This window comes from Chenggangzhangella methanolivorans (genome assembly GCF_019797865.1).
GTDB lineage: Bacteria > Pseudomonadota > Alphaproteobacteria > Rhizobiales > Methylopilaceae > Methylopila > Methylopila methanolivorans.
Window position 1 is genome coordinate 1,159,458 of record NZ_CP081869.1, and the last position, 17,270, is coordinate 1,176,727.

The following is a 17,270-nucleotide window of genomic DNA, read 5'->3' on the forward strand; positions in this document are numbered from 1 at the left end:
TCACGGCGGCTCTAGCATTATGAGGCGCCTGCCGAGCTTCTCGCCCGAAGCTAGGTGGGCGGCGGCTGGACGGAGGCTCTGGTCATCGCCCAGCCGCACCGGCGCCCAAAAGGATGACGCTCCTCAAAGCAACCTTGGCCGTCTCAACTTCGTTTAGCGCGTTCTACTTGCGCGCGAGGCGACGCACATGGCCAGCAATGGCGACGGCAAGGGCGGGTTAAGTCACTCTCGGCTTCACGCCGCGGACTACATCGCGACCGAGATAGAGGGACTAGGGAGCGTCCCCATTAACGGGGTTTCGTTTTCGAGCGCGTGCTGATTCCATCTCCTTTGAAGGAGATGGGCATGCGACGACACGAACTGTCGGACGACGAGTGGCGGATCATCGAGCCGCTGCTTCCGCGGAACTCCCGGGGCGTCGCGCGGGTGGACGACCGACGGGTGATCAACGGCATCCTGTGGCGGTTCCGGACGGGCTCGTCCTGGCGCGACGTTCCGGAACGCTACGGGCCGCGAACGACGCTCTACAACCGCTTCAGCCGATGGCGGGCGGCCGGCGTCTGGGACCGGCTTCTGGCTGCGGTGTCGGAGGCTTACGACGGCGACATCGTGATGATCGACAGTTCCTGCGTCCGGTCCACCAGCATGGGGCCGCGGGCAAAAAGGGGGCTCCGGCGATCCTTGCATGGGACGTTCCCGCGGCGGCCTGACGACCAAGATCCACGCCCTCGTCGACGCCGAGGGCCGACCGATCCGGATCGAGCTCACCGCGGGACAGGCAGGCGACGCGCCGGTCGCCGCGACGCTGCTGGCTGACATTCGGCCGGGGGCCGCGGTCGTCGCCGACAAGGCCTACGACACCGATGGCGTCCGCGCCTTCGTGCAAGACCGCGGAGCCTGGCCCAACATCCCGCCGCGCTCGATCCGCAAGGCGACCTTCAGTTTCAGTCGCTGGGTCTACCGCCAGCGCAATCTCGTCGAGCGCTTCTTCAATCGTATCAAGCAAATGCGCGGCATCGCCACCCGTTACGACCGCAGGGCCGACAACTTCCTCGCAGCCATCAAGCTCGTCGCCGCGCGTCTCTGGTCAACGCGTTATGAGTCCGCTTCCTAAGGCGCGTGGCGCCACTACGATCTCAAGACGCTGGTCTATCTTCTCGACATGGCCTGGTTGGAGGCTGAGACAGCGTCTCGCTCAGTTCCGGAAAGCGTCGGCGATCTTCATTGAAGGCGGCCCGTCCGATCCCCAAACGAACGGGCCATGCTTCAGTCCGTTTGAACGGAGAGGGGCGGAAACCCGTCCAACGCCTTTTCCGAGCGGGGGCCAGCCGAAGCGCACTGAGGGTATCTCGGCGAAGCTGACGCCAGCCTGATCGCTAGGTTCAGCAGGCCTTCACCAGCCTGTCTCTTAGCTGTCGCGCTCGAAAATTCTGCGCCGCCAATGTCTTAAGACGCTCGCCTGCTACCGCGGCGTCTGCCACATTGCCGCCATGCTTGACCGTGCCGACCCGCCTCTGTCTGAAGCCGACGTCGCGGCCATGAAGTTGCTGTTGGCCGAGCGTGCCCTCGAGATCCGGAATCGGCAGCTGCTGCTAGACCTCGAAGCGCGCGGTTTCGTCAGGCAGTCGATCGAGGGGTGGTCAGTCACGATTGCTGGCCATCTGGCCTACCTGAAGGCATTGGCCAATAGCCTCTGATCGTGCGGCGGAAGTCCTACCCTGCAGCTATCTACGTTTGATACGTCGCTTCCATCTCGGCCTCGCGGCGCTCGCGATCGGCAGCGCTCCATCTCTGTCGTCGGAACCTTGCGCGTTCACACGTGCTTAAGCTCCGAAACGCGTGAGGAGATGAGCATGAGCGAGCAACGGTCCCAAACTCGATGGAAGCCTCTCGCCTTCATGTTGGCGTTCGTGGCCGCGCTCGCTGTCGCCGCGTCGGCGCTCTTGCTGAACAAGGACGAAGTGACTGAACCGCTGCCCAAAGGTGGGCCAACGGTAAACCCGGGATGAACGCATCGAGGCCGCGGCTTTATAGCTGAGGCTTTCTATCTCTCCCTAGCGACGAAGCAATAGGAGCGCTCTATGAGCAAGATCAAAATGCCCCCGATGCGATCGGACGAAACGGGTAGCCACGTTAGGTCGGATAGCCCCGTCGACTTACCGGCTCAAGATCTCGATATTGAAACACTAGACAAAAAGCGCTCTGAAGGCTCGGCAGACGAAGATGGCGGCGAGCGCCATGAAAAGCGCCCTGAGGGGCCCTACAAAGATCCGGCGGACGAACAGAAGCAGGGCAAGGTGAAGTAACCTACTGCCGATCGCATCCCTTAACCGCCTCGGCTGCAGCAGCCCGATCTTGGATCCATTCCGCCGGTGGGCGTCGACCTTGGTCGAATGCGTCGAGCGCCTGGCGCGCAACGGCGCACCGGCCGCGCTCTGGGTCAGTCGACGATACAGGTCGATCGAAAACCAGCCGGTCCAGAAGGATCAGCAGAACGATGGCGAGGACCAGGGCCGCGGCGATCGTCAACGCGGTTCGGGGTCGATCGAAAGCGCCCATCTAGTCAACGTTGGCTTATCGCGGACGCTGCCGAAATCTCCGCATGGCCCGCGAGCTCGGTCGCGGGTCTGAACTTCGGCGCGGTGGCCGCGGCTCCAGCGATGGCCAATACAACAGCCATTAATGTGATTGGCAGGATCAGTCATTGCGTTCCCCACAGCGCCCGCTGTTCCAACGCGCGCTTAACGGTTCCGTTTCCGGCAACCAAGCGGCTGAGATCGACCGTCGCGAGATGTGGCCCTTTGGAGACAGCGCAAGGGGTCGATTCGTAAAGGTGATGCGTCATGGCTTAGCCCGGAGGGTGGAGCTGGCTCGCCGCCTCGACCTCGCGACGTTGTAATACCTTCTCGATATGGCTTGGCTCGAGGCTCAAACCGTATCTTGATCAGGCCCAAAACCCGTCGGCGACGTCCACTAGCCTGAGTCTGCGGACGGCCGGCATTCGACCATTGGACCAAGTCGGCTCGGATCATCGACGCACGCCGCACGTTTCCTCCGCGGAAGCAGGAGGGATCCATGAATTCGATCATCTATTTAGTCGGCCTCGTCGTCATCGTGCTCGCTGTCCTGTCGCTGTTGGATTGCGCTGATGAGCGAGACCACATCTCCCGCCGCAACCAGCCATAGCTATGCCGATTGGGGTGCGATCTTCGCCGGCGCAGTCGTCGCCGGAGGTGCGTCCCTCGTACTCACGACATTTGCGGGGGCCCTTGGCCTCAGTTCCGTTTCAGTCGGTAAGGACGGCGGCGTCAGCACCTTCGGCCTGATCGTCACCGGACTCTTCACCGCGGTCTCCGTAGCGGCTGTTTATTTGCTTGGCGGCTATATCGCCGGGCGGATGCGCAGAGGCGTCGGCGACGCCCACGCCTGACGAGACCTCGGCCCGAGACGGTCTTCACGGCCTAGTGGTGTGGGGCCTTGGAATGCTCGTCGCCGGGACTTTTGCGGCGTCGCTCGCCGGCGGCGCTGCGCGTACGATCGGCGGGGCTGCGCAGACGGCCGTGCAGGCGGCAGGGTCTGCGGCAGGCGGTGTCGCTCAGGGAGCGGGCCAGTTAGCTGGTGGCGCTGTCAGTGGGCTTGGTCAGGCAGCAGGCGGCATCGCACAGGGCGCCGCGGCGCCGTCCGTCCAGAACGCGCTGCCGAAGGGCTGCGTTCGAACCCGGTCGACTATCTCATTGATCAGATGGTTCGACCCGCTCCCAACCGAGACGGCGCCAGCACGCCGCAGGATCCCGCCGCGGCGCAGAAGCAGACCGCGACCATCCTGAGCAATCTGGCGACCACCGGGAACATAACTGAAGGGGATCGGCTCTTTCTCCGAGATCAGGTCGTGGCGCGGACCGGCTTGAGCGCCGAGGAGTCGGACGCGCGAGTCAAGGAAGCCGTCGGGAAGGCCCAGGAATTGCGGGCCGAAGCGCAGAAGAAAGTCGATGACGCCAAGGCCGAAGCGAACAGGCTGAAGGTCGAGGCTCAGAAGCAGTTCGACGACGCCAAGGCGCAGGCCGAGATCGCCGCCGAGAAAGCCCGCAAAGCCAGCATCCTCACGGCTTTCTTACTTGCCGCGTCCGCGCTCGTCGCAGCTGCGGCTGCCACGATCGGTGCGGTTTGGGGCGGTCGTCACCGCAATGAAGGGCGCATCTGGAAAGGTATTTCGTACAGCAAGTAGTCGCCTCTCGGACTGAGGGCGCTCGGTCTAACCGCGGGCGTCCTCAATCCGAATGGACAAAACAAGCAGCCAGACAAGCTTGCGTAGATGTTTCAAAATGAAACATCGGCATTTCAAATAACCACCGATTTTATACAAATTTTGTTGATCTAAGTGTGACCCGATTACCTTCAATTTTTATTCGCGAGACGCTCTGTCACCGCAACTCAGCGGCTGATGGAGTGTGTCATGAGAGAAGATGCCCGAAGGTAGTCGCTCAACGTCGTCAACGGCGAGATCGTGCTCGAGATCTACGATCCCGGCTTGGTTCACGTAAAGATGCAGCTCAGACCTAACGAAGCAAGCGCCATGGGCGCGACGCTCGTCTACATGAGCCAGCTCGATTAGCCTGCGAGCCCGGCCGCGACCCGGCTGGGCGACGCTGCTTCGCTGAAGCGGCTGCTGCCCGAGCGCGACGCAGCCAGAAGTCAGGAGCAGCCCCACGGGCGCCGCGGCGAGATACCGGAGCGCCAAGCCGTCGCTCGTCACTGCGGCCGCGATTGAGACCGCCACGGCCGCGACGAAGATCGCGACCGCCAGCTGATGGAACATCAGGCCGAGCGCCTTGAGCCGCTCGTTCCGGACCAGGTCGCTTTCAGTCGTCACGCCTATGTCCCGGAGGGTTGCAGCCGATCGTGTGGCCAACAGGCTCAGGGTGCCCAAGCATTTCGGCAAGCCGGCGTAGGGCGATCCCAACGTTCACCGTGGCGTGGTAGTGCGGCGCGCCGAAATCTACCCGCCTCACGACTGCCGACAGCTTGTCTCGAGCCTCGAGACAGATCGCCTTGATCTCTTCCCGGTCCTCGATCCGATCGTAGCGCTTGGGGCCCCGCGGCCGGCTCATCGGGGCCGTTCGGGCTGGACGCCGCGCAGATAGCCGAGCGAAACGGCGGCGCGGACCTCGGCGAGCTCGATCACAAGCTCGCGGATGGCCGCTCGTTCATCCCCGCGGGCCCTTATAATCAGCTCGTCGACGACGGCTTCAGTCCACTCTACGCTTTCATCTTCGAACAGTTTCTCGGCGGCGTCCGGCATAGCGTCCTCCCTGGCTGAGAGGAATTGATTCCATGGGAACGAAAGATGAACAAGCGCCCGTTGGCGAAAACCAGATGCGCGAGATGGCGGAGGCGATACGAGCCCTGCAAGCTCAGGCGAAGCGCGCCGGCGAGAGTACGCTGGCGTACCTTCTAGAGATGGCCGCGCTCGAAGCGGAGGGGCGGAGTGAGGGAGTGGGGGATATCAACTGAGCTTAGGACTACGCTGGACGAGAGCTAACAGTCCGATGGACACCTCGACAAACGGGCCTGCCTACTGCGTCAACGCTTCGACGGACGTCCTATCCACAAGAATGCGAAGCGTCTCTAATGCCTTAGCCTCTATCTCATCCGCGAACAGATCGTGGAGCGCGCTGTCGCCGAGCTTGGAGGGGTCGACATCCTCGTCAACAACGCCGCCTACCAGAAGCCTTTCCAATCGATCGACGAGGTTTCGCTCGAAAAGTGGACCAAGACGTTCGACACCAACGTCCATGCGACCTTCCATCTGACGCAACTCGCCACGCGGCATATGAAGCCCGGCGGCTCCATCATCAACACGGCGTCGGTGAACTCCAAGGATCCGTCGCCCCAGCTCTTGCCATACGCCACCAAAGGCGCGATCGCGAACCTGACCATCGGGCTGGCCCAGCTTCTCGCCGGCAAGGGCATTCGCGTGAACGCCGTGCTGCCGGGTCCGATCTGGACGCCCTTCATCCCAGCGGGCATGCCGCCCGAGGCTGTCGAGACCTTCGGTTCGAAGACGCCGTTCGGACGGCCGGGCCAACCGGCCGAGCTTGCATCAGCTTACGTCATGCTGGCCTCCGACGAGGCGAGCTACACGTCCGGCGCGCTGCTCACCATCGCGGGCGGCCAGACGGTCGTTTGATGCGAGAAAGAAGTCTCGACCGAAGCCGCAGCGGACGACAGCGGCATGGCGTCTGCCCAATCACCACGACACGCGGAGAGGCGTTTTGGGTCTGGAACTAGTGTAAAGCGCAGCCGTTGCGCCCTTGAGTCTAACGAGGACGCTATGACCAAAAACGTTTCAACAAACGCCGGCGACGGCGGCGAAACCCATCAGACCACCGACGCCGACCATCCGGTCCTCACGACCAATCATGGGACGCCGATCAGCGACAACCAGAACCAGCTCAAGGTCGGCCCGCGCGGCCCGGTGCTTCTCGAGGACGAGGTCTACCGGGAGAAAATCAACCACTTCGACCACGAGCGCATACCCGAGCGCATCGTGCACGCGCGCGGGTCTGCTGCGCATGGCTATTTCGAATGCACCGACAGCCTCGCCGACATCACTCGGGCGGACCTGTTCCAGAAGAAGGGGCAGCGCACCGACGTCTTCGTGCGGTTCTCGACCGTTGCGGGCGGCGCCGGCTCGGTCGACACGCCGCGCGACGTGCGTGGCTTCGCCGTCAAGTTCTACACCCGCGAGGGCAACTGGGATCTCGTCGGCAATAACATCCCCGTCTTCTTCATCCAGGACGCGATGAAGTTTCCGGACCTCATCCACGCCGCCAAGATGGAAGCCGACCGAGGCTATCCCCAGGCTGCGACCGCGCATGACACCTTCTGGGACTTCATCAGCCTGATGCCGGAATCCACCCACATGATCATGTGGGCGATGTCGGACCGGACACTTCCGAAGAGCTTCGCCACGATGGAAGGGTTCGGCATCCACACATTCCGCTTGGTCGACCGGGACGGAAAGAGCACTTTCGTCAAGTTTCACTGGAAACCGAAAGCCGGCCTCGCCTCGTCGATCTGGGACGAGACCGTCAAGACGGCTGGCGCCGACCCCGACTACCAGCGTCGCGACCTGTTCGAGCGTATCGGCCGCGGCGACTATCCCGAATGGGATCTCGGCGTGCAGCTCTTCGATGAGGAGTTCGCGAACAGCCAGCCCTATGACGTGCTCGACGCGACCAAGATCATTCCGGAGGAAGTCCTGCCGGTCCGGATCGTCGGCAAGCTGGTGCTGGACCGCTACCCGGACAACTTCTTCGCAGAGACCGAGCAGGTCGCGTTCTGCCCGAGCCACCTCGTGCCGGGCATCGATCACTCGAACGACCCGCTGCTGCAAGGCCGGCTGTTCTCCTACCAGGACACCCAGATCAAGCGGCTGGGTTCGACGAACTGGCACCAGATCCCGGTCAATCAGGCGAAGGGGCGCGAGGGCGGCTGCCCGTTCCACAATCTCCAGCGCGACGGCCACATGCAGATGCAGGCGCCGAAGGGGCGCGCCAACTACGAGCCGAACTCGCTGCATCTCGCCGGAGAGATTGGCGGTCCGCGCGAAGATCCGGACAACGGCTTTAAGAGCTACCCGGCCGAAGAGCAGGGCCAGAAGCTGCGCATCCGCGCGGAAAGCTTCGCGGACCACTACAGTCAGGCCCGGCTGTTCTGGCGCTCGATGGACCCAGCGGAGCAAGCGCACATCGCATCGGCCTTCGTGTTCGAGCTCAGCAAGGTGTCGATCGAGCACATTCGTCGCGCGGTGATGGCGAACCTACGCAACGTCGACGAGAAGCTCGCACGCCGCGTCGCAGATGGGCTGGCGATGGAGCTTCCGAAGGCCTCGCCCACGAAGGTGGCTCCGATCGACATGGAGCCATCGCCGGCCCTGCGGATCATCCGGGGGCCGCTCGAGAAGCACACGCTGGAGGGACGGACGGTCGGCGTCCTGTTCGCGGACGGCAGCGACGCAGCCGAGCTGAAGGGCGTCAGGGACGCGGTCAAGAAAGCCGGCGGTCATACGCTGCTGATCGCGCCGAAAGTCGGCGCGGTGCCGCTGTCGGACGGTTCGAGCGTCAGCGCGGACGCGCAGCTCTTCGGCCAGCCCTCCGTCACCGTCGACGCCTGCGCGGTGGTGCTGTCGAAAGAAGCGACTGCGAGGCTGACTAAGGAAGGCGCTGCGGTGCAGTGGGTCATGGACGCCTTCGGGCATCTCAAGGCCATCGGCCACAACGCTGCCGCCAAGCCGCTGCTCGACAAGGCAGGCGTTGAACCGGACGAGGGCGTCGTCGATCTCGACGGCTTCGTAGAGGCTGCGAAGAAGCGCTACTGGGACCGCGAGCCGAACGTCCGCACGCTCGCCTGAGAAAGGGCGCCGGCGACCGCGGCGGACTAGTCGCGGTCGCTTCCGTCGATGCTGCGCACCAGACGGCCTTCTCGGAACCAGAAAAAAGCGCCGCGGCCTTGTGGGCGCGACGCTTTTCCATAACTCGAAATGGGATCAGTGGCGGCTGTCGTACTTCGTCGACCAGGCGTCCACCTCTTCCTTGGCTTTCGCCTTCTCGATTCCGTAGCGCTCCTGAATCTTGCCCTCGAGCTGGTCACGCTTGCCGGCGATGACGTCGAGGTCGTCGTCAGTGAGCTTGCCCCACTGTTCCTTGACCTTGCCCTTCGCCTGCTTCCAGTTTCCTTCGACGCGATCCCAAGCCATGGGAGCCTCCTTTTGTTGTTCGTACGGGAAGAACGCACAGCCGACGGACATCGTTGCGAGATCGCTCGAACCTGTGACCAAGCCCCGCGCATCGCGCATTGAGAGCGCGATCTCGAACAGACCGCGTTCAGGCTGTCAGCCTGCATTTCGTCGATAGGTCCGCACCGTCTGGTTTCAGCGGGTGCGCAGACGAGCGTCGTACTGTTGGTGGCGATATGAATACGCCAATCCGTGCCCAGAAGCAGAAACAGCGACGAACATTATAGGGGTTTATAGCGCCACTTTATTGCACGCCTTACAAACGTGGAATGAGCGACATCCAGACCTGCATGGCGTCTTTAGTCGTCGTCGTCGGAGCGCAAGGCGACGCCACGCGAGCTGTTGACCAGCACATCGAGGCGTATCTCCTTCAAGCTCAACAGAGCCCGGTTCAAGCTCTTGTCGATCTGAAAGCCGCATTCGACGAGATGAGACTCGATGGCCGCATGGCGGCCTATATATCGTCGCGGATCGACATGGCGTTGGCGACAGCGCAATCGACAATCGATAGCGCGGGCGCCGATCGAGACGCCGAGACCGCCGTGTGATTAACGGCGCAACTCAGCCAATAACTTTTTAATCGGAGCTCACGAGCGCATGTCGACTTCGATCATCGGAAAGCTTGAAGCTCTGCATCCGCTTCCCGATAAAGACAAGAAGCTCCTACACGCGGTCGTCGGGCGCGGAAGAACGCTCAAGTCTGGCGAGGACATCGTCAGCGAAGGCGACCATACCGACATCGTTCATGTCATCATCGAAGGTCACGGCTACCGCTACAAGACGCTGGCCGACGGCAAGCGGCAGATCATCGGTTACCTGGTGCCGGGCGACTTCTGCGACCTCTACGGGTTTTTGCTCGACAAGATGGATCACGGCATGGCGGCGCGGACGCAGTGCCAGATCGCCGAGCTCACTGAAGAACATATCCTGATGCTGACATCCCGTCCGGCGCTGGCGCGGGCGTTGTGGTGGTCGGAGCTTGTGAACGCCGCCATCCTGCGTGAGTGGCTGGTCAACATGGGCCGGCGTTCGCCGAGCGCCCGCGTGGCGCACATCCTTTGCGAACTGCTGGTCAGGCTTCAGGTCGTCGGGCAGGCTACGGCCGATGGGTTCAAGCTGGAGCTATCCCAAGCCGAACTCGGCGACACGGTCGGACTGACGACAGTGTCGGTGAACCGAGCCTTGCAACGGCTGCGTGGTTCGAAGCTGATTGTTCAGGCAGGACGCGAGATCACCATCCCGGACGTCGCGGCGCTCAAGCGTTTTGCGGCCTTCGACCCGAGCTATCTGCATTTCCGGCAGGATCGAGAGGATCGTCCGTGATGGAATTCAAACACGTGAAGGTCGCCACCGGCTCTGCGGATGAGGAGGGACGGCTGGTCTTTCACGAGGAAAAACTGATCGCAGTGCTCGTTCGCCTCGACGACGCAGGCCACGGCGCCGTGGTGGGACAATGGAGCCTCGAAGCCGGCTTCAACGGCGTCGACAGCACCAAGCCGCCTCTGTTCGCCAACCTTGAGGCGGCGGAGCGCTGGATCGGAAAACAGCTTTCCGACTTTATAGCCCTATAATCGATTTCAGCCTTCGAATGGCTGACTGAGCTGTTTTGGCAGATTCATTCGCCGCGGACTGGAACGAGCGGGCAAGGCGCAGACTCCTTGAGTCGTATGGCTCGAGGAGATCGCCGATGACGACGACCAAGACGCTCGCGGACGCATTCCACGAAACGCTCAAGGACGTGCTCTACGCCGAGCGAGCTTCGGCGCGCGCGCTCAAGAAATCAGCGCGAGCTGCAAAAGAGCTCGATCTCAAACGCGCCTTCGAAGAGCACCTTGAAGAAACCGAAGCGCAGATTGAGCGCCTGACCGAGATCTTCGAGATCATCGGGAAGTCGCCGCGCGCCAAGATTTGCGAGGCTATGCAGGGCATCACTTCCGAGATGGAAGAAGACCTCGAAGAATTCGCCCACTCGCCAGCCTCGGACGACGTTCTGATCGGCGGCGCTCAGGCGGTCGAGCATTATGAAATGGCTCGCTACGGGCTGCTGAAATCATGGTCGGTGAAGCTGGGTTACGACGAGGCGACGCCGCTGCTCGAAAAGACTTTGCAGGAGGAAAAGGCCGCGGACGAGCGACTGTCCAAGATCGCTGAGCAGCTTGCAGCTTGAACCCTATTCGCTCGCGGAAACCCGCGTGATCGACCACGAACACGGTAGGTAACGCCTTGCGTATCGGCATCATTGCTCATCTCAAGTACAGGATCGGCGAGCCTTTCGCCGGAGGTCTCGAGACTCATACTCATCTTCTGGCGCGCGGACTTCGGCGACGTGGTCACGACGTCACGGTCTTTGCTTCGAACGGCTCGGATGTGACCGTTGGAGTCGAGCCGATCTGTGATGAAACGGCCATACAGGAGGTCGGTCTGTCAGAAGCGACCGACGTCGCCTTCTTTCAGGAACACCACGCCTATCTGAAGCTCATGGTCGAGCTACGCACGAGAGCCTTCGACGTCATTCACAACAACGCGTTGCACTACCTGCCGGTCGCCATGGCGGACGCCGTCTCGACGCCCATGCTGACGACCCTCCACACTCCGCCATTCTGCTGGCTGGAAAGCGGCGTTCGTCTGTGCCGGTCGTCGCGCTCCACTTTCGTAACCGTCTCGGACGCGCTCAGGCGCCAGTGGGCTCCGATCGCAGCGGTCCAGGGCGTAGTGCTAAACGGCATCGATCTCGAACGCTTTGCCTTCCGCGAAACGCCTTGCCCTGACCCTTATTTGGCTTGGTCGGGACGGATCGTCCCGGAAAAGGGACTTCATTTCGCCATCGACGCGGCCCACCGCGTGGGCATGCCCCTGCGCATCGCCGGGCCGATTGCGGACCCGGCCTACTATGATCGCGAAATCCGGCCGCGGCTGGGTCACGGCGCGTTGCATCTCGGGCACCTCGATCATGGCGAGCTCGCCGATGTCATCGGCGGCGCGCGCGCCCTGCTGTTCACGCCGTGCTGGGAAGAGCCATACGGTCTGGTGGCCGCCGAAGCGTTGGCCTGCGGAACTCCCGTCGCAGCGTTCGCGCGCGGGGCGATCGCCGAAGTCCTGGATCACACGTGCGGCGTGCTCGCCGCTTCTGACGATGCCGAAGCCTTGGCCCAAGCCTGCATGATGGCGCAAAGACTTGGTCGTCGCGACTGTCGAAGGCGAGCCGAGCGTCACTGTGATGTCGAGGTAATGATCGACGCCTATGAGCGGCTCTACGAGCGAATGATCGAATGTGAGCCCGTGGCCTCGAGTGCGGATCGACTGGTGGTCGCGGTATGAGCTCCTCCACCGCCCAGCGACAAGTCTGCGTGTGCGTGCCCGCGCGAAACGAGCAAGACAGACTGCCTCGACTGCTCCGCTCGCTCGCCCAGCAGGATTGGGAAGCGCCGCTGCCCGTGGTGATCGCGCTCAACAACACGAGCGACGGATCGCGTGATGTCGTTCAGCGTCTCGCCTCAGAACTGGCGGACAGGCTTCGCGTTTTCGTGGACGAGCAAGATTTCGAACCGAGCGTCGCTCATGCAGGATCGGCCCGTCGGCGGGCGATGGACGTCGGCCTCGACATCGTCGGAGGCGACGACGGCGCCGTGCTCCTCACGACCGACGCCGACGCTCGTCCGCCAAGAGATTGGGTCCGGCGAAACGTCGAAACGATCATCGACGGCGCCGACCTCGTCGGCGGCGCGCTAATGCTCGGCGAAGACGAGGCCGTGCCGCTCCTCGTCCGATCGCGGTGGGAAGCCCTCTCAGCCTATTGGCGAGCGGTTCGGGCGATCGAGGACGAGATCGATCCGGTGGCCTGGGACCCGCCGCCTCGTCATGGCGACCACACCGGCGGCAGCCTGGCGACGACCGCGGTAGCCTATCGCGCCACCGGCGGCGTTCCTGCCATTCCGGTCGGCGAAGACGGGGCCTACGTCATGAAGGCCCGAGCGCTCGGCTTTCGGCTCAGGCATCCGGCTACGGTCTGGACACGGGTCTCGCCGCGGACGGACGCCCGCGCGATCGGCGGGATGGCGACAAAAATGCAAGCGCTCGCCGGGTCAGCCGCCGACGCCATGGCCGCGCCTTCGCTCGAACAGTGGCGGGAGCGCGCGCATTGGCGCCGCTCTGTTCGGCTGGTCGGCGGCGATGCGCGCGTTGCAGCTCTGGAGCCCGACCTGGCCCCCATGATCTGCAACATCATCGTGACGCCTGCCGTGATCGAGACCGCAGCATGAGCGGCGGACCAATCGGCTATTACGTGCATCATCATGGCGAAGGACATCGACAGCGCGCGCGGGCGATCGCTGCTCGAGCGCCAGGCCGCTTCACCCTTATTGGAACCGGCGTCGAGCACCTGTCCGGTCCCTTCGACACAGTCGAGCTGCCCGACGACCGACCGTTCGATCGCGACGACTTCGACGGCGCGGACGGCGAGATCGTGCGGCCGGACGCCCTGCATTACGCGCCGATCCATCACGAGGGCGTCCGGGAGCGCACGCGGCTCGTCGCAAGCTGGATCGCGGAACGACGCCCCGCGCTTATGGTCGTCGACGTCTCGGTCGAGATGGCGATGCTGGCCAGACTGTGCGCTACGCCCACCGTCTATGTGAGGCTCGCCGGCGCGCGTTGGGACGCGGCCCATCTTGACGCCTTTCGCGGAGCCCAAGCGCTGCTTGCGCCCTTCGATCCACGTTGCGAAACCGCCGACGCGCCGGACTGGGTCCGAGCGAAGACATTCTACGCCTCGGGTCTCGGTTCCTATTCCGCCGCGTCTGACCGAACGGACAATGTGGTCTTGGTCGCGTTCGGTCGGGGCGGAAGCCGGACCACCGTCCAAGATCTCGACGATGCCGCGCGCGCCACGCCTGACCGACAATGGCGGGTGATGGGTCCGATCGGCTGCCCGTCGCCGGCGCCTCCGAACCTGGACGTCGCCGGATGGATTGATCATGCCGATGAAGAAATTGGAGCCGCGGGCGTTGTGGTCGGCGGCGCCGGAGACGGCGTGCTCGGCGCGGTCGCGGCTTGCGGCAAGGCCTATGTCTGCATTCCAGAGGATCGCCCCTTCGGCGAACAGCGCGCCAAGGCAGAGGCCTTGGACGCAGCCGGCGCGGCGATCGTGCTGCAGCGATGGCCACAGCCTGGCGAATGGCCCGAAGTCCTGCGGAAAGCTTCAGCGATAGGTACCCGGGCGATCGCTGGCTTCCATGATCGGCACGGCGTCGCGAAAGCGGCGGCCACTATTCTGGATTGGGCGGATCGATGACGCAGGCTCCATCGACCGATCTCCATTTCTCGCTCTATGAAGCGCGCGTCGCTGCGCTCGGCCTCCGCTACGATGCAGAAGGCGTCTGGCCGGCCGAAAGCGTCGATCTTCTAATCCGCGCTGGATGCCACCGCACTTTCGCGCCGAGGGCCGCAGGCGGACGGACGTTTCCATCGCCGCAGGACGAGAACTGCGCGCTCTTCAATTCGCTGCGCCTGGTCGGGCGGGCCGATCTCAGCCTCGGCCGCATCTATGAGGGGCATGTCAACGCGCTGAAGCTGTTCGGCTGGTACGGATCACCCGAGCAGCTGGAGCGCCTTTCCATCGATCTCGACGCCGGGCGCATGTTCGGCGTCTGGGCGACCGAGCCGCCGCCCGGCGTCGCGCTCGAAGCCGATCCGTTCGGCGACCGTCTGTCAGGCTCGAAGCGGTTCGCGACCGGCGCCGGCCGACTGGACTATGCACTGGTCACGGCCCGTCCTTCGAGCGGCGAGCGTCGTCTCGTCATCATCCCGGCCAACCAGCAGGAACGGGCCGACATCTCAGGATGGCGGGTGCGCGGCATGCGCGCCACCATCAGCGGGACATACGACCTGACGGGCTTTCGGCCGGTCGAGCGCGATCTACTGGGCGCGGCGGGTGACTACGATCGCGAGCCCCGTTTCACTGCAGGCGCATGGCGTTTCCTGGCGGTCCAGCTCGGCGGCGTGGAAGCGTTGCTGCGCGAAACGCGGTCCGCGATGTCCGACGCGGCGCGCTCAGATCCTCTTCAGCGAGCCAAGTTCGCGGACGCTGTCGCCGCGACTAGGGGCGGGGTCTCTGGGTCCGGGAGGCGGCCGACCGCGCCGCAAGCGATCATCCGGACGCAAAGCCGATCGTGTTGCTGGCGCGCGGCGTGGTCGAGCGCGCGGCCCTCGACGTCATGGAGATTTCAGCTCGAATCGTCGGCACGAGAAGCGCAGCCGACGGAACCCGTATCGACAAGATCATCCGTGATCTCAGCCTCTACCTCCGTCAGGCGGGTCCCGACTACGCCCGTGATGAAGCCGCCAAAGCCTTTCTCGAACGCGACGTTTGGCACGAAGGAGACGAGCTTTGGTGAAGTGTGGGCGGTTGACCACTCCGCTCCGCTCGACCCGTTGGCGCGACACGCGATGGCTCGTCCTTGCTCCACATGCGGACGACGAAACCATCGGCGCCGGGGCGCTCATCGCCGAAAGCGCCGCCGAGCGGCGCCTTGCAGGCGTCGTGTTCATCACCGACGGATCAGCGTCTCATGGTTCCGACGGTCCGCCGGATCTCGCAGCGCTCCGGCGCTTAGAGGCGCGCGCAGCCCTTCGGCTGCTTGCTCCTCAGGGCCCCGATCCCGTTTTCCTGAACTGGCCGGACGCCAAGCCTCCCAGTCCCGGCGCGCCGATGTGGGCCGACGCAGTCCGATTACTCGGAGCGCTGTGCCGGTCGCGGGCTGTCGACGCGATCGCGACAACCTCGGCGCTCGATCCGCACTGCGATCATCAGGCGGCCTCGGCGCTTGCGCGCGAGGTCGCGCTCACAGCGATGAGGCGCATCGACGTCTTCGATTATGTCGTTTGGGCCAATGACGTTCCGCAGGGTCGGGCGTTCCGCACGGGGCCATATCCCCCTGGCCCCAGACGGTTGGCGCTCGCCGCCCACCGCAGCCAAATGACGCCGCTCCACGGAGAAGGCTTTCGTGTGCCGGAGCGCCTTAGGCGAATGCCAAACGCGGACACTCTCTATCTCAAGGCGGACCGCCATGCGCCCTGACGCTTCGCTGCCACCGTCCTACTTCGAGAACATGTTTGCGGCCGATCCCGACCCATGGCGGTTCGAGAGCAGCGCCTACGAACGCGCCAAATACGATCGCACGATCGCGGCGTTTGAAAACCGTCGGTTCCGCCGCGGGCTGGAGATCGGCTGCGCCAACGGCGTTTTGACGAGCCGGCTCGCGCCCCGCGTCGATGAGCTGATCGCGGTCGACGTCAGCGCCTCAGCGCTTGCGAGCGCGCGCCGCCGCTGCGCCGATCTGGCAGGCATCCGGTTCGGGCAGATGACATTCCCCGAGCAAGCGCCCCCCGGTGAGTTCGATCTGATCATCGTCTCCGAGGTCGCCTACTACTGGAGCGACCGGGATCTGAACGCGGCCGGCCACTGGATGTCGGAAGCGCTGGCCAAAAACGGCAGGGTGCTCCTGGTCCATTGGACCGGAGCTACCGACTATCCGCAGACCGGCGATGAGGCCGTCGGGAAGCTCGCGCAAGCGGCGACGCCCTTCATATGGTCGGTCGGAGCCGAACGGACCGAGAGCTATCGTCTGGACATCTGGGAGCGCGCGCCATGACCGGCGTCAGCGTGTTGACGCTCGCACGAGGTCGGACCGCTCATCTTCACCAGCTTGTCGAGGGCCTGAAACGTTGCCGACCGCTTCCGGCCGAGCTCGTCCTGGTCGATATGAATGACGCCCCGCCGCCGATCCCCGGCGCCCCGTTTCCGATCCGACGGATCGCGCTGAGGGGCGAGCGTCTCCCGCTCGCCACGGCCCGCAACCTCGCCGCCCGATCGGCGGGCGGCGATCGTCTGCTGTTTCTGGACGCCGACTGCATCCCGTCCCGCGCTCTGCTCGAGCTGATCGAAAGCGCCCTCGACAAGGTCGATGGGCTGGTCTGTCCGCAGGCGCTCTATCTCGGTCCGGAAGACGCGCGCGGCGCGTGGACCGAAGCCGAGCTCGTCGCGGCCGGTCGACCTCATCCCGCGCGCGTGTTTCCCGACGCCGGCCTCCTGCGAGAAACGAACTACGGGCTGTTCTGGTCTCTGGCGTTCGGCGTCAGGCGAACGACGTTCGACCGGATCGGAGGTTTTGACGAGGCCTTCACCGGTTATGGCGGCGAGGACACCGATTTCGGTTTTCGCGCGAAGCAGCTGGACGTCCCTCTTCTATTCACTGGCGGCGACGTCGTGTTCCACCAGCACCATCCGGTCAGCGACCCTCCCGTAGAGCATCTTGGGGACATTGTCCGGAACGCACAGGTCTTCCGCCGGAAATGGGGCTGGTGGCCGATGGAGGGCTGGCTGAATGCCTTCGAGGCTGAGGGCCAGATCGCCTTCTCCTCCGACAGAAGCTCAGTCTCGATGTCACCGGCGCTGTCCGCCACGAGCGCTTGACCA

At 64.0% G+C, this 17,270-nt stretch carries 21 protein-coding genes and 1 pseudogene; 19 read left to right on the top strand and 3 right to left on the bottom strand.

The genetic code is table 11. The annotated features are described in order from the left end of the window. Positions 1–339 precede the first annotated feature (339 nt). The 5 genes from K6K41_RS06180 to K6K41_RS06200 all read left to right on the top strand — a co-directional run bounded on the left by K6K41_RS06180 (position 340) and on the right by K6K41_RS06200 (position 4,225). Positions 340–1,114, top strand: a protein-coding gene (locus K6K41_RS06180; protein WP_428978572.1) for an IS5 family transposase whose coding sequence is annotated in 2 segments (ribosomal slippage) — positions 340–666 and positions 668–1,114 — 774 coding nt in all. Because the reading frame shifts where the segments join, the coding sequence is not laid out codon by codon here. Positions 1,115–1,490: 376 nt separating this feature from the next. Beyond that, positions 1,491–1,697, top strand: a complete 207-nt coding sequence (locus tag K6K41_RS06185) for a hypothetical protein (protein ID WP_261404332.1) — start codon at positions 1,491–1,493, stop codon at positions 1,695–1,697. A 384-nt stretch (positions 1,698–2,081) separates the two neighbouring features. Next, positions 2,082–2,306: a hypothetical protein gene (locus K6K41_RS06190; RefSeq protein WP_261404333.1), complete on the top strand. Its 225-nt coding sequence runs from the start codon at positions 2,082–2,084 to the stop codon at positions 2,304–2,306. 842 nt (positions 2,307–3,148) lie between these two features. Further along, positions 3,149–3,430 (top strand): hypothetical protein, encoded by a 282-nt coding sequence (locus K6K41_RS06195; protein ID WP_261404334.1) that lies wholly within the window; start codon positions 3,149–3,151, stop codon positions 3,428–3,430. Positions 3,431–3,742: 312 nt separating this feature from the next. Then, positions 3,743–4,225 (top strand): hypothetical protein, encoded by a 483-nt coding sequence (locus K6K41_RS06200; RefSeq protein WP_261404335.1) that lies wholly within the window; start codon positions 3,743–3,745, stop codon positions 4,223–4,225. A gap of 177 nt (positions 4,226–4,402) precedes the next feature. On the opposite strand, the gene K6K41_RS06205 is transcribed toward K6K41_RS06200, so the two are convergent. Together K6K41_RS06205 and K6K41_RS06210 are read right to left on the bottom strand one after the other, a co-directional pair. Then, on the bottom strand, positions 4,403–4,870 hold the full coding sequence (locus K6K41_RS06205) for a hypothetical protein (protein ID WP_261404336.1): 468 nt from the start codon (positions 4,868–4,870) through the stop codon (positions 4,403–4,405). Positions 4,871–5,104: 234 nt separating this feature from the next. Next, a complete protein-coding gene (locus tag K6K41_RS06210; protein ID WP_261404337.1) occupies positions 5,105–5,299 on the bottom strand; it encodes a hypothetical protein in 195 nt (64 codons plus the stop codon). Between the two features lie 32 nt (positions 5,300–5,331). Here K6K41_RS06210 and K6K41_RS06215 point away from each other — a divergent pair, with 32 nt between their 5' ends. From K6K41_RS06215 to K6K41_RS06225, 3 genes and pseudogenes are all read left to right on the top strand, one after another. Continuing rightward, a complete protein-coding gene (locus tag K6K41_RS06215) occupies positions 5,332–5,511 on the top strand; it encodes a hypothetical protein (RefSeq protein WP_261404338.1) in 180 nt (59 codons plus the stop codon). Between the two features lie 145 nt (positions 5,512–5,656). Next, positions 5,657–6,187: pseudogene (locus K6K41_RS06220) on the top strand (SDR family oxidoreductase); the annotation flags it as partial. Positions 6,188–6,331: 144 nt separating this feature from the next. Next, positions 6,332–8,413, top strand: a complete 2,082-nt coding sequence (locus tag K6K41_RS06225) for a catalase (RefSeq protein ID WP_261405659.1) — start codon at positions 6,332–6,334, stop codon at positions 8,411–8,413. 135 nt (positions 8,414–8,548) lie between these two features. Here K6K41_RS06225 and K6K41_RS06230 read toward each other — a convergent pair whose 3' ends face one another. Further along, positions 8,549–8,758: a CsbD family protein gene (locus tag K6K41_RS06230; RefSeq protein WP_261404339.1), complete on the bottom strand. Its 210-nt coding sequence runs from the start codon at positions 8,756–8,758 to the stop codon at positions 8,549–8,551. A gap of 308 nt (positions 8,759–9,066) precedes the next feature. Here K6K41_RS06230 and K6K41_RS06235 point away from each other — a divergent pair, with 308 nt between their 5' ends. The 11 genes from K6K41_RS06235 (at position 9,067) to K6K41_RS06285 (ending at position 17,267) form a co-directional block, all read left to right on the top strand. Then, positions 9,067–9,345: a hypothetical protein gene (locus K6K41_RS06235; RefSeq protein ID WP_261404340.1), complete on the top strand. Its 279-nt coding sequence runs from the start codon at positions 9,067–9,069 to the stop codon at positions 9,343–9,345. A gap of 49 nt (positions 9,346–9,394) precedes the next feature. Continuing rightward, on the top strand, positions 9,395–10,120 hold the full coding sequence (locus K6K41_RS06240) for a Crp/Fnr family transcriptional regulator (RefSeq protein WP_261404341.1): 726 nt from the start codon (positions 9,395–9,397) through the stop codon (positions 10,118–10,120). Continuing rightward, positions 10,120–10,368 (top strand): hypothetical protein, encoded by a 249-nt coding sequence (locus K6K41_RS06245; protein ID WP_261404342.1) that lies wholly within the window; start codon positions 10,120–10,122, stop codon positions 10,366–10,368. Before K6K41_RS06240 ends, K6K41_RS06245 begins: the two co-directional genes overlap by 1 nt. Positions 10,369–10,484: 116 nt before the next feature. Then, positions 10,485–10,964, top strand: coding sequence for a YciE/YciF ferroxidase family protein (locus K6K41_RS06250; RefSeq protein ID WP_261404343.1), 480 nt, complete (start codon positions 10,485–10,487; stop codon positions 10,962–10,964). A gap of 56 nt (positions 10,965–11,020) precedes the next feature. After that, positions 11,021–12,115, top strand: a complete 1,095-nt coding sequence (locus tag K6K41_RS06255) for a glycosyltransferase (RefSeq protein WP_261404344.1) — start codon at positions 11,021–11,023, stop codon at positions 12,113–12,115. Beyond that, on the top strand, positions 12,112–13,056 hold the full coding sequence (locus K6K41_RS06260; RefSeq protein ID WP_261404345.1) for a glycosyltransferase family 2 protein: 945 nt from the start codon (positions 12,112–12,114) through the stop codon (positions 13,054–13,056). Before K6K41_RS06255 ends, K6K41_RS06260 begins: the two co-directional genes overlap by 4 nt. After that, positions 13,053–14,087 carry a glycosyltransferase gene (locus K6K41_RS06265; protein ID WP_261405660.1) on the top strand — a complete coding sequence of 345 codons (1,035 nt, stop codon included), beginning with the start codon at positions 13,053–13,055 and terminating at the stop codon, positions 14,085–14,087. The genes K6K41_RS06260 and K6K41_RS06265 overlap by 4 nt, the downstream gene beginning before the upstream one ends. Positions 14,088–14,967: 880 nt before the next feature. Then, positions 14,968–15,189: a hypothetical protein gene (locus K6K41_RS06270; RefSeq protein ID WP_261404346.1), complete on the top strand. Its 222-nt coding sequence runs from the start codon at positions 14,968–14,970 to the stop codon at positions 15,187–15,189. Further along, positions 15,186–15,872: a PIG-L deacetylase family protein gene (locus K6K41_RS06275; protein ID WP_261405661.1), complete on the top strand. Its 687-nt coding sequence runs from the start codon at positions 15,186–15,188 to the stop codon at positions 15,870–15,872. Before K6K41_RS06270 ends, K6K41_RS06275 begins: the two co-directional genes overlap by 4 nt. Positions 15,873–15,903: 31 nt before the next feature. Continuing rightward, complete coding sequence (locus K6K41_RS06280) at positions 15,904–16,446, top strand: class I SAM-dependent DNA methyltransferase (RefSeq protein WP_261404347.1); 543 nt, start codon at positions 15,904–15,906, stop codon at positions 16,444–16,446. Then, positions 16,443–17,267, top strand: a complete 825-nt coding sequence (locus K6K41_RS06285; protein ID WP_261404348.1) for a glycosyltransferase family 2 protein — start codon at positions 16,443–16,445, stop codon at positions 17,265–17,267. Before K6K41_RS06280 ends, K6K41_RS06285 begins: the two co-directional genes overlap by 4 nt. The last annotated feature ends 3 nt before the right edge of the window (positions 17,268–17,270 follow it).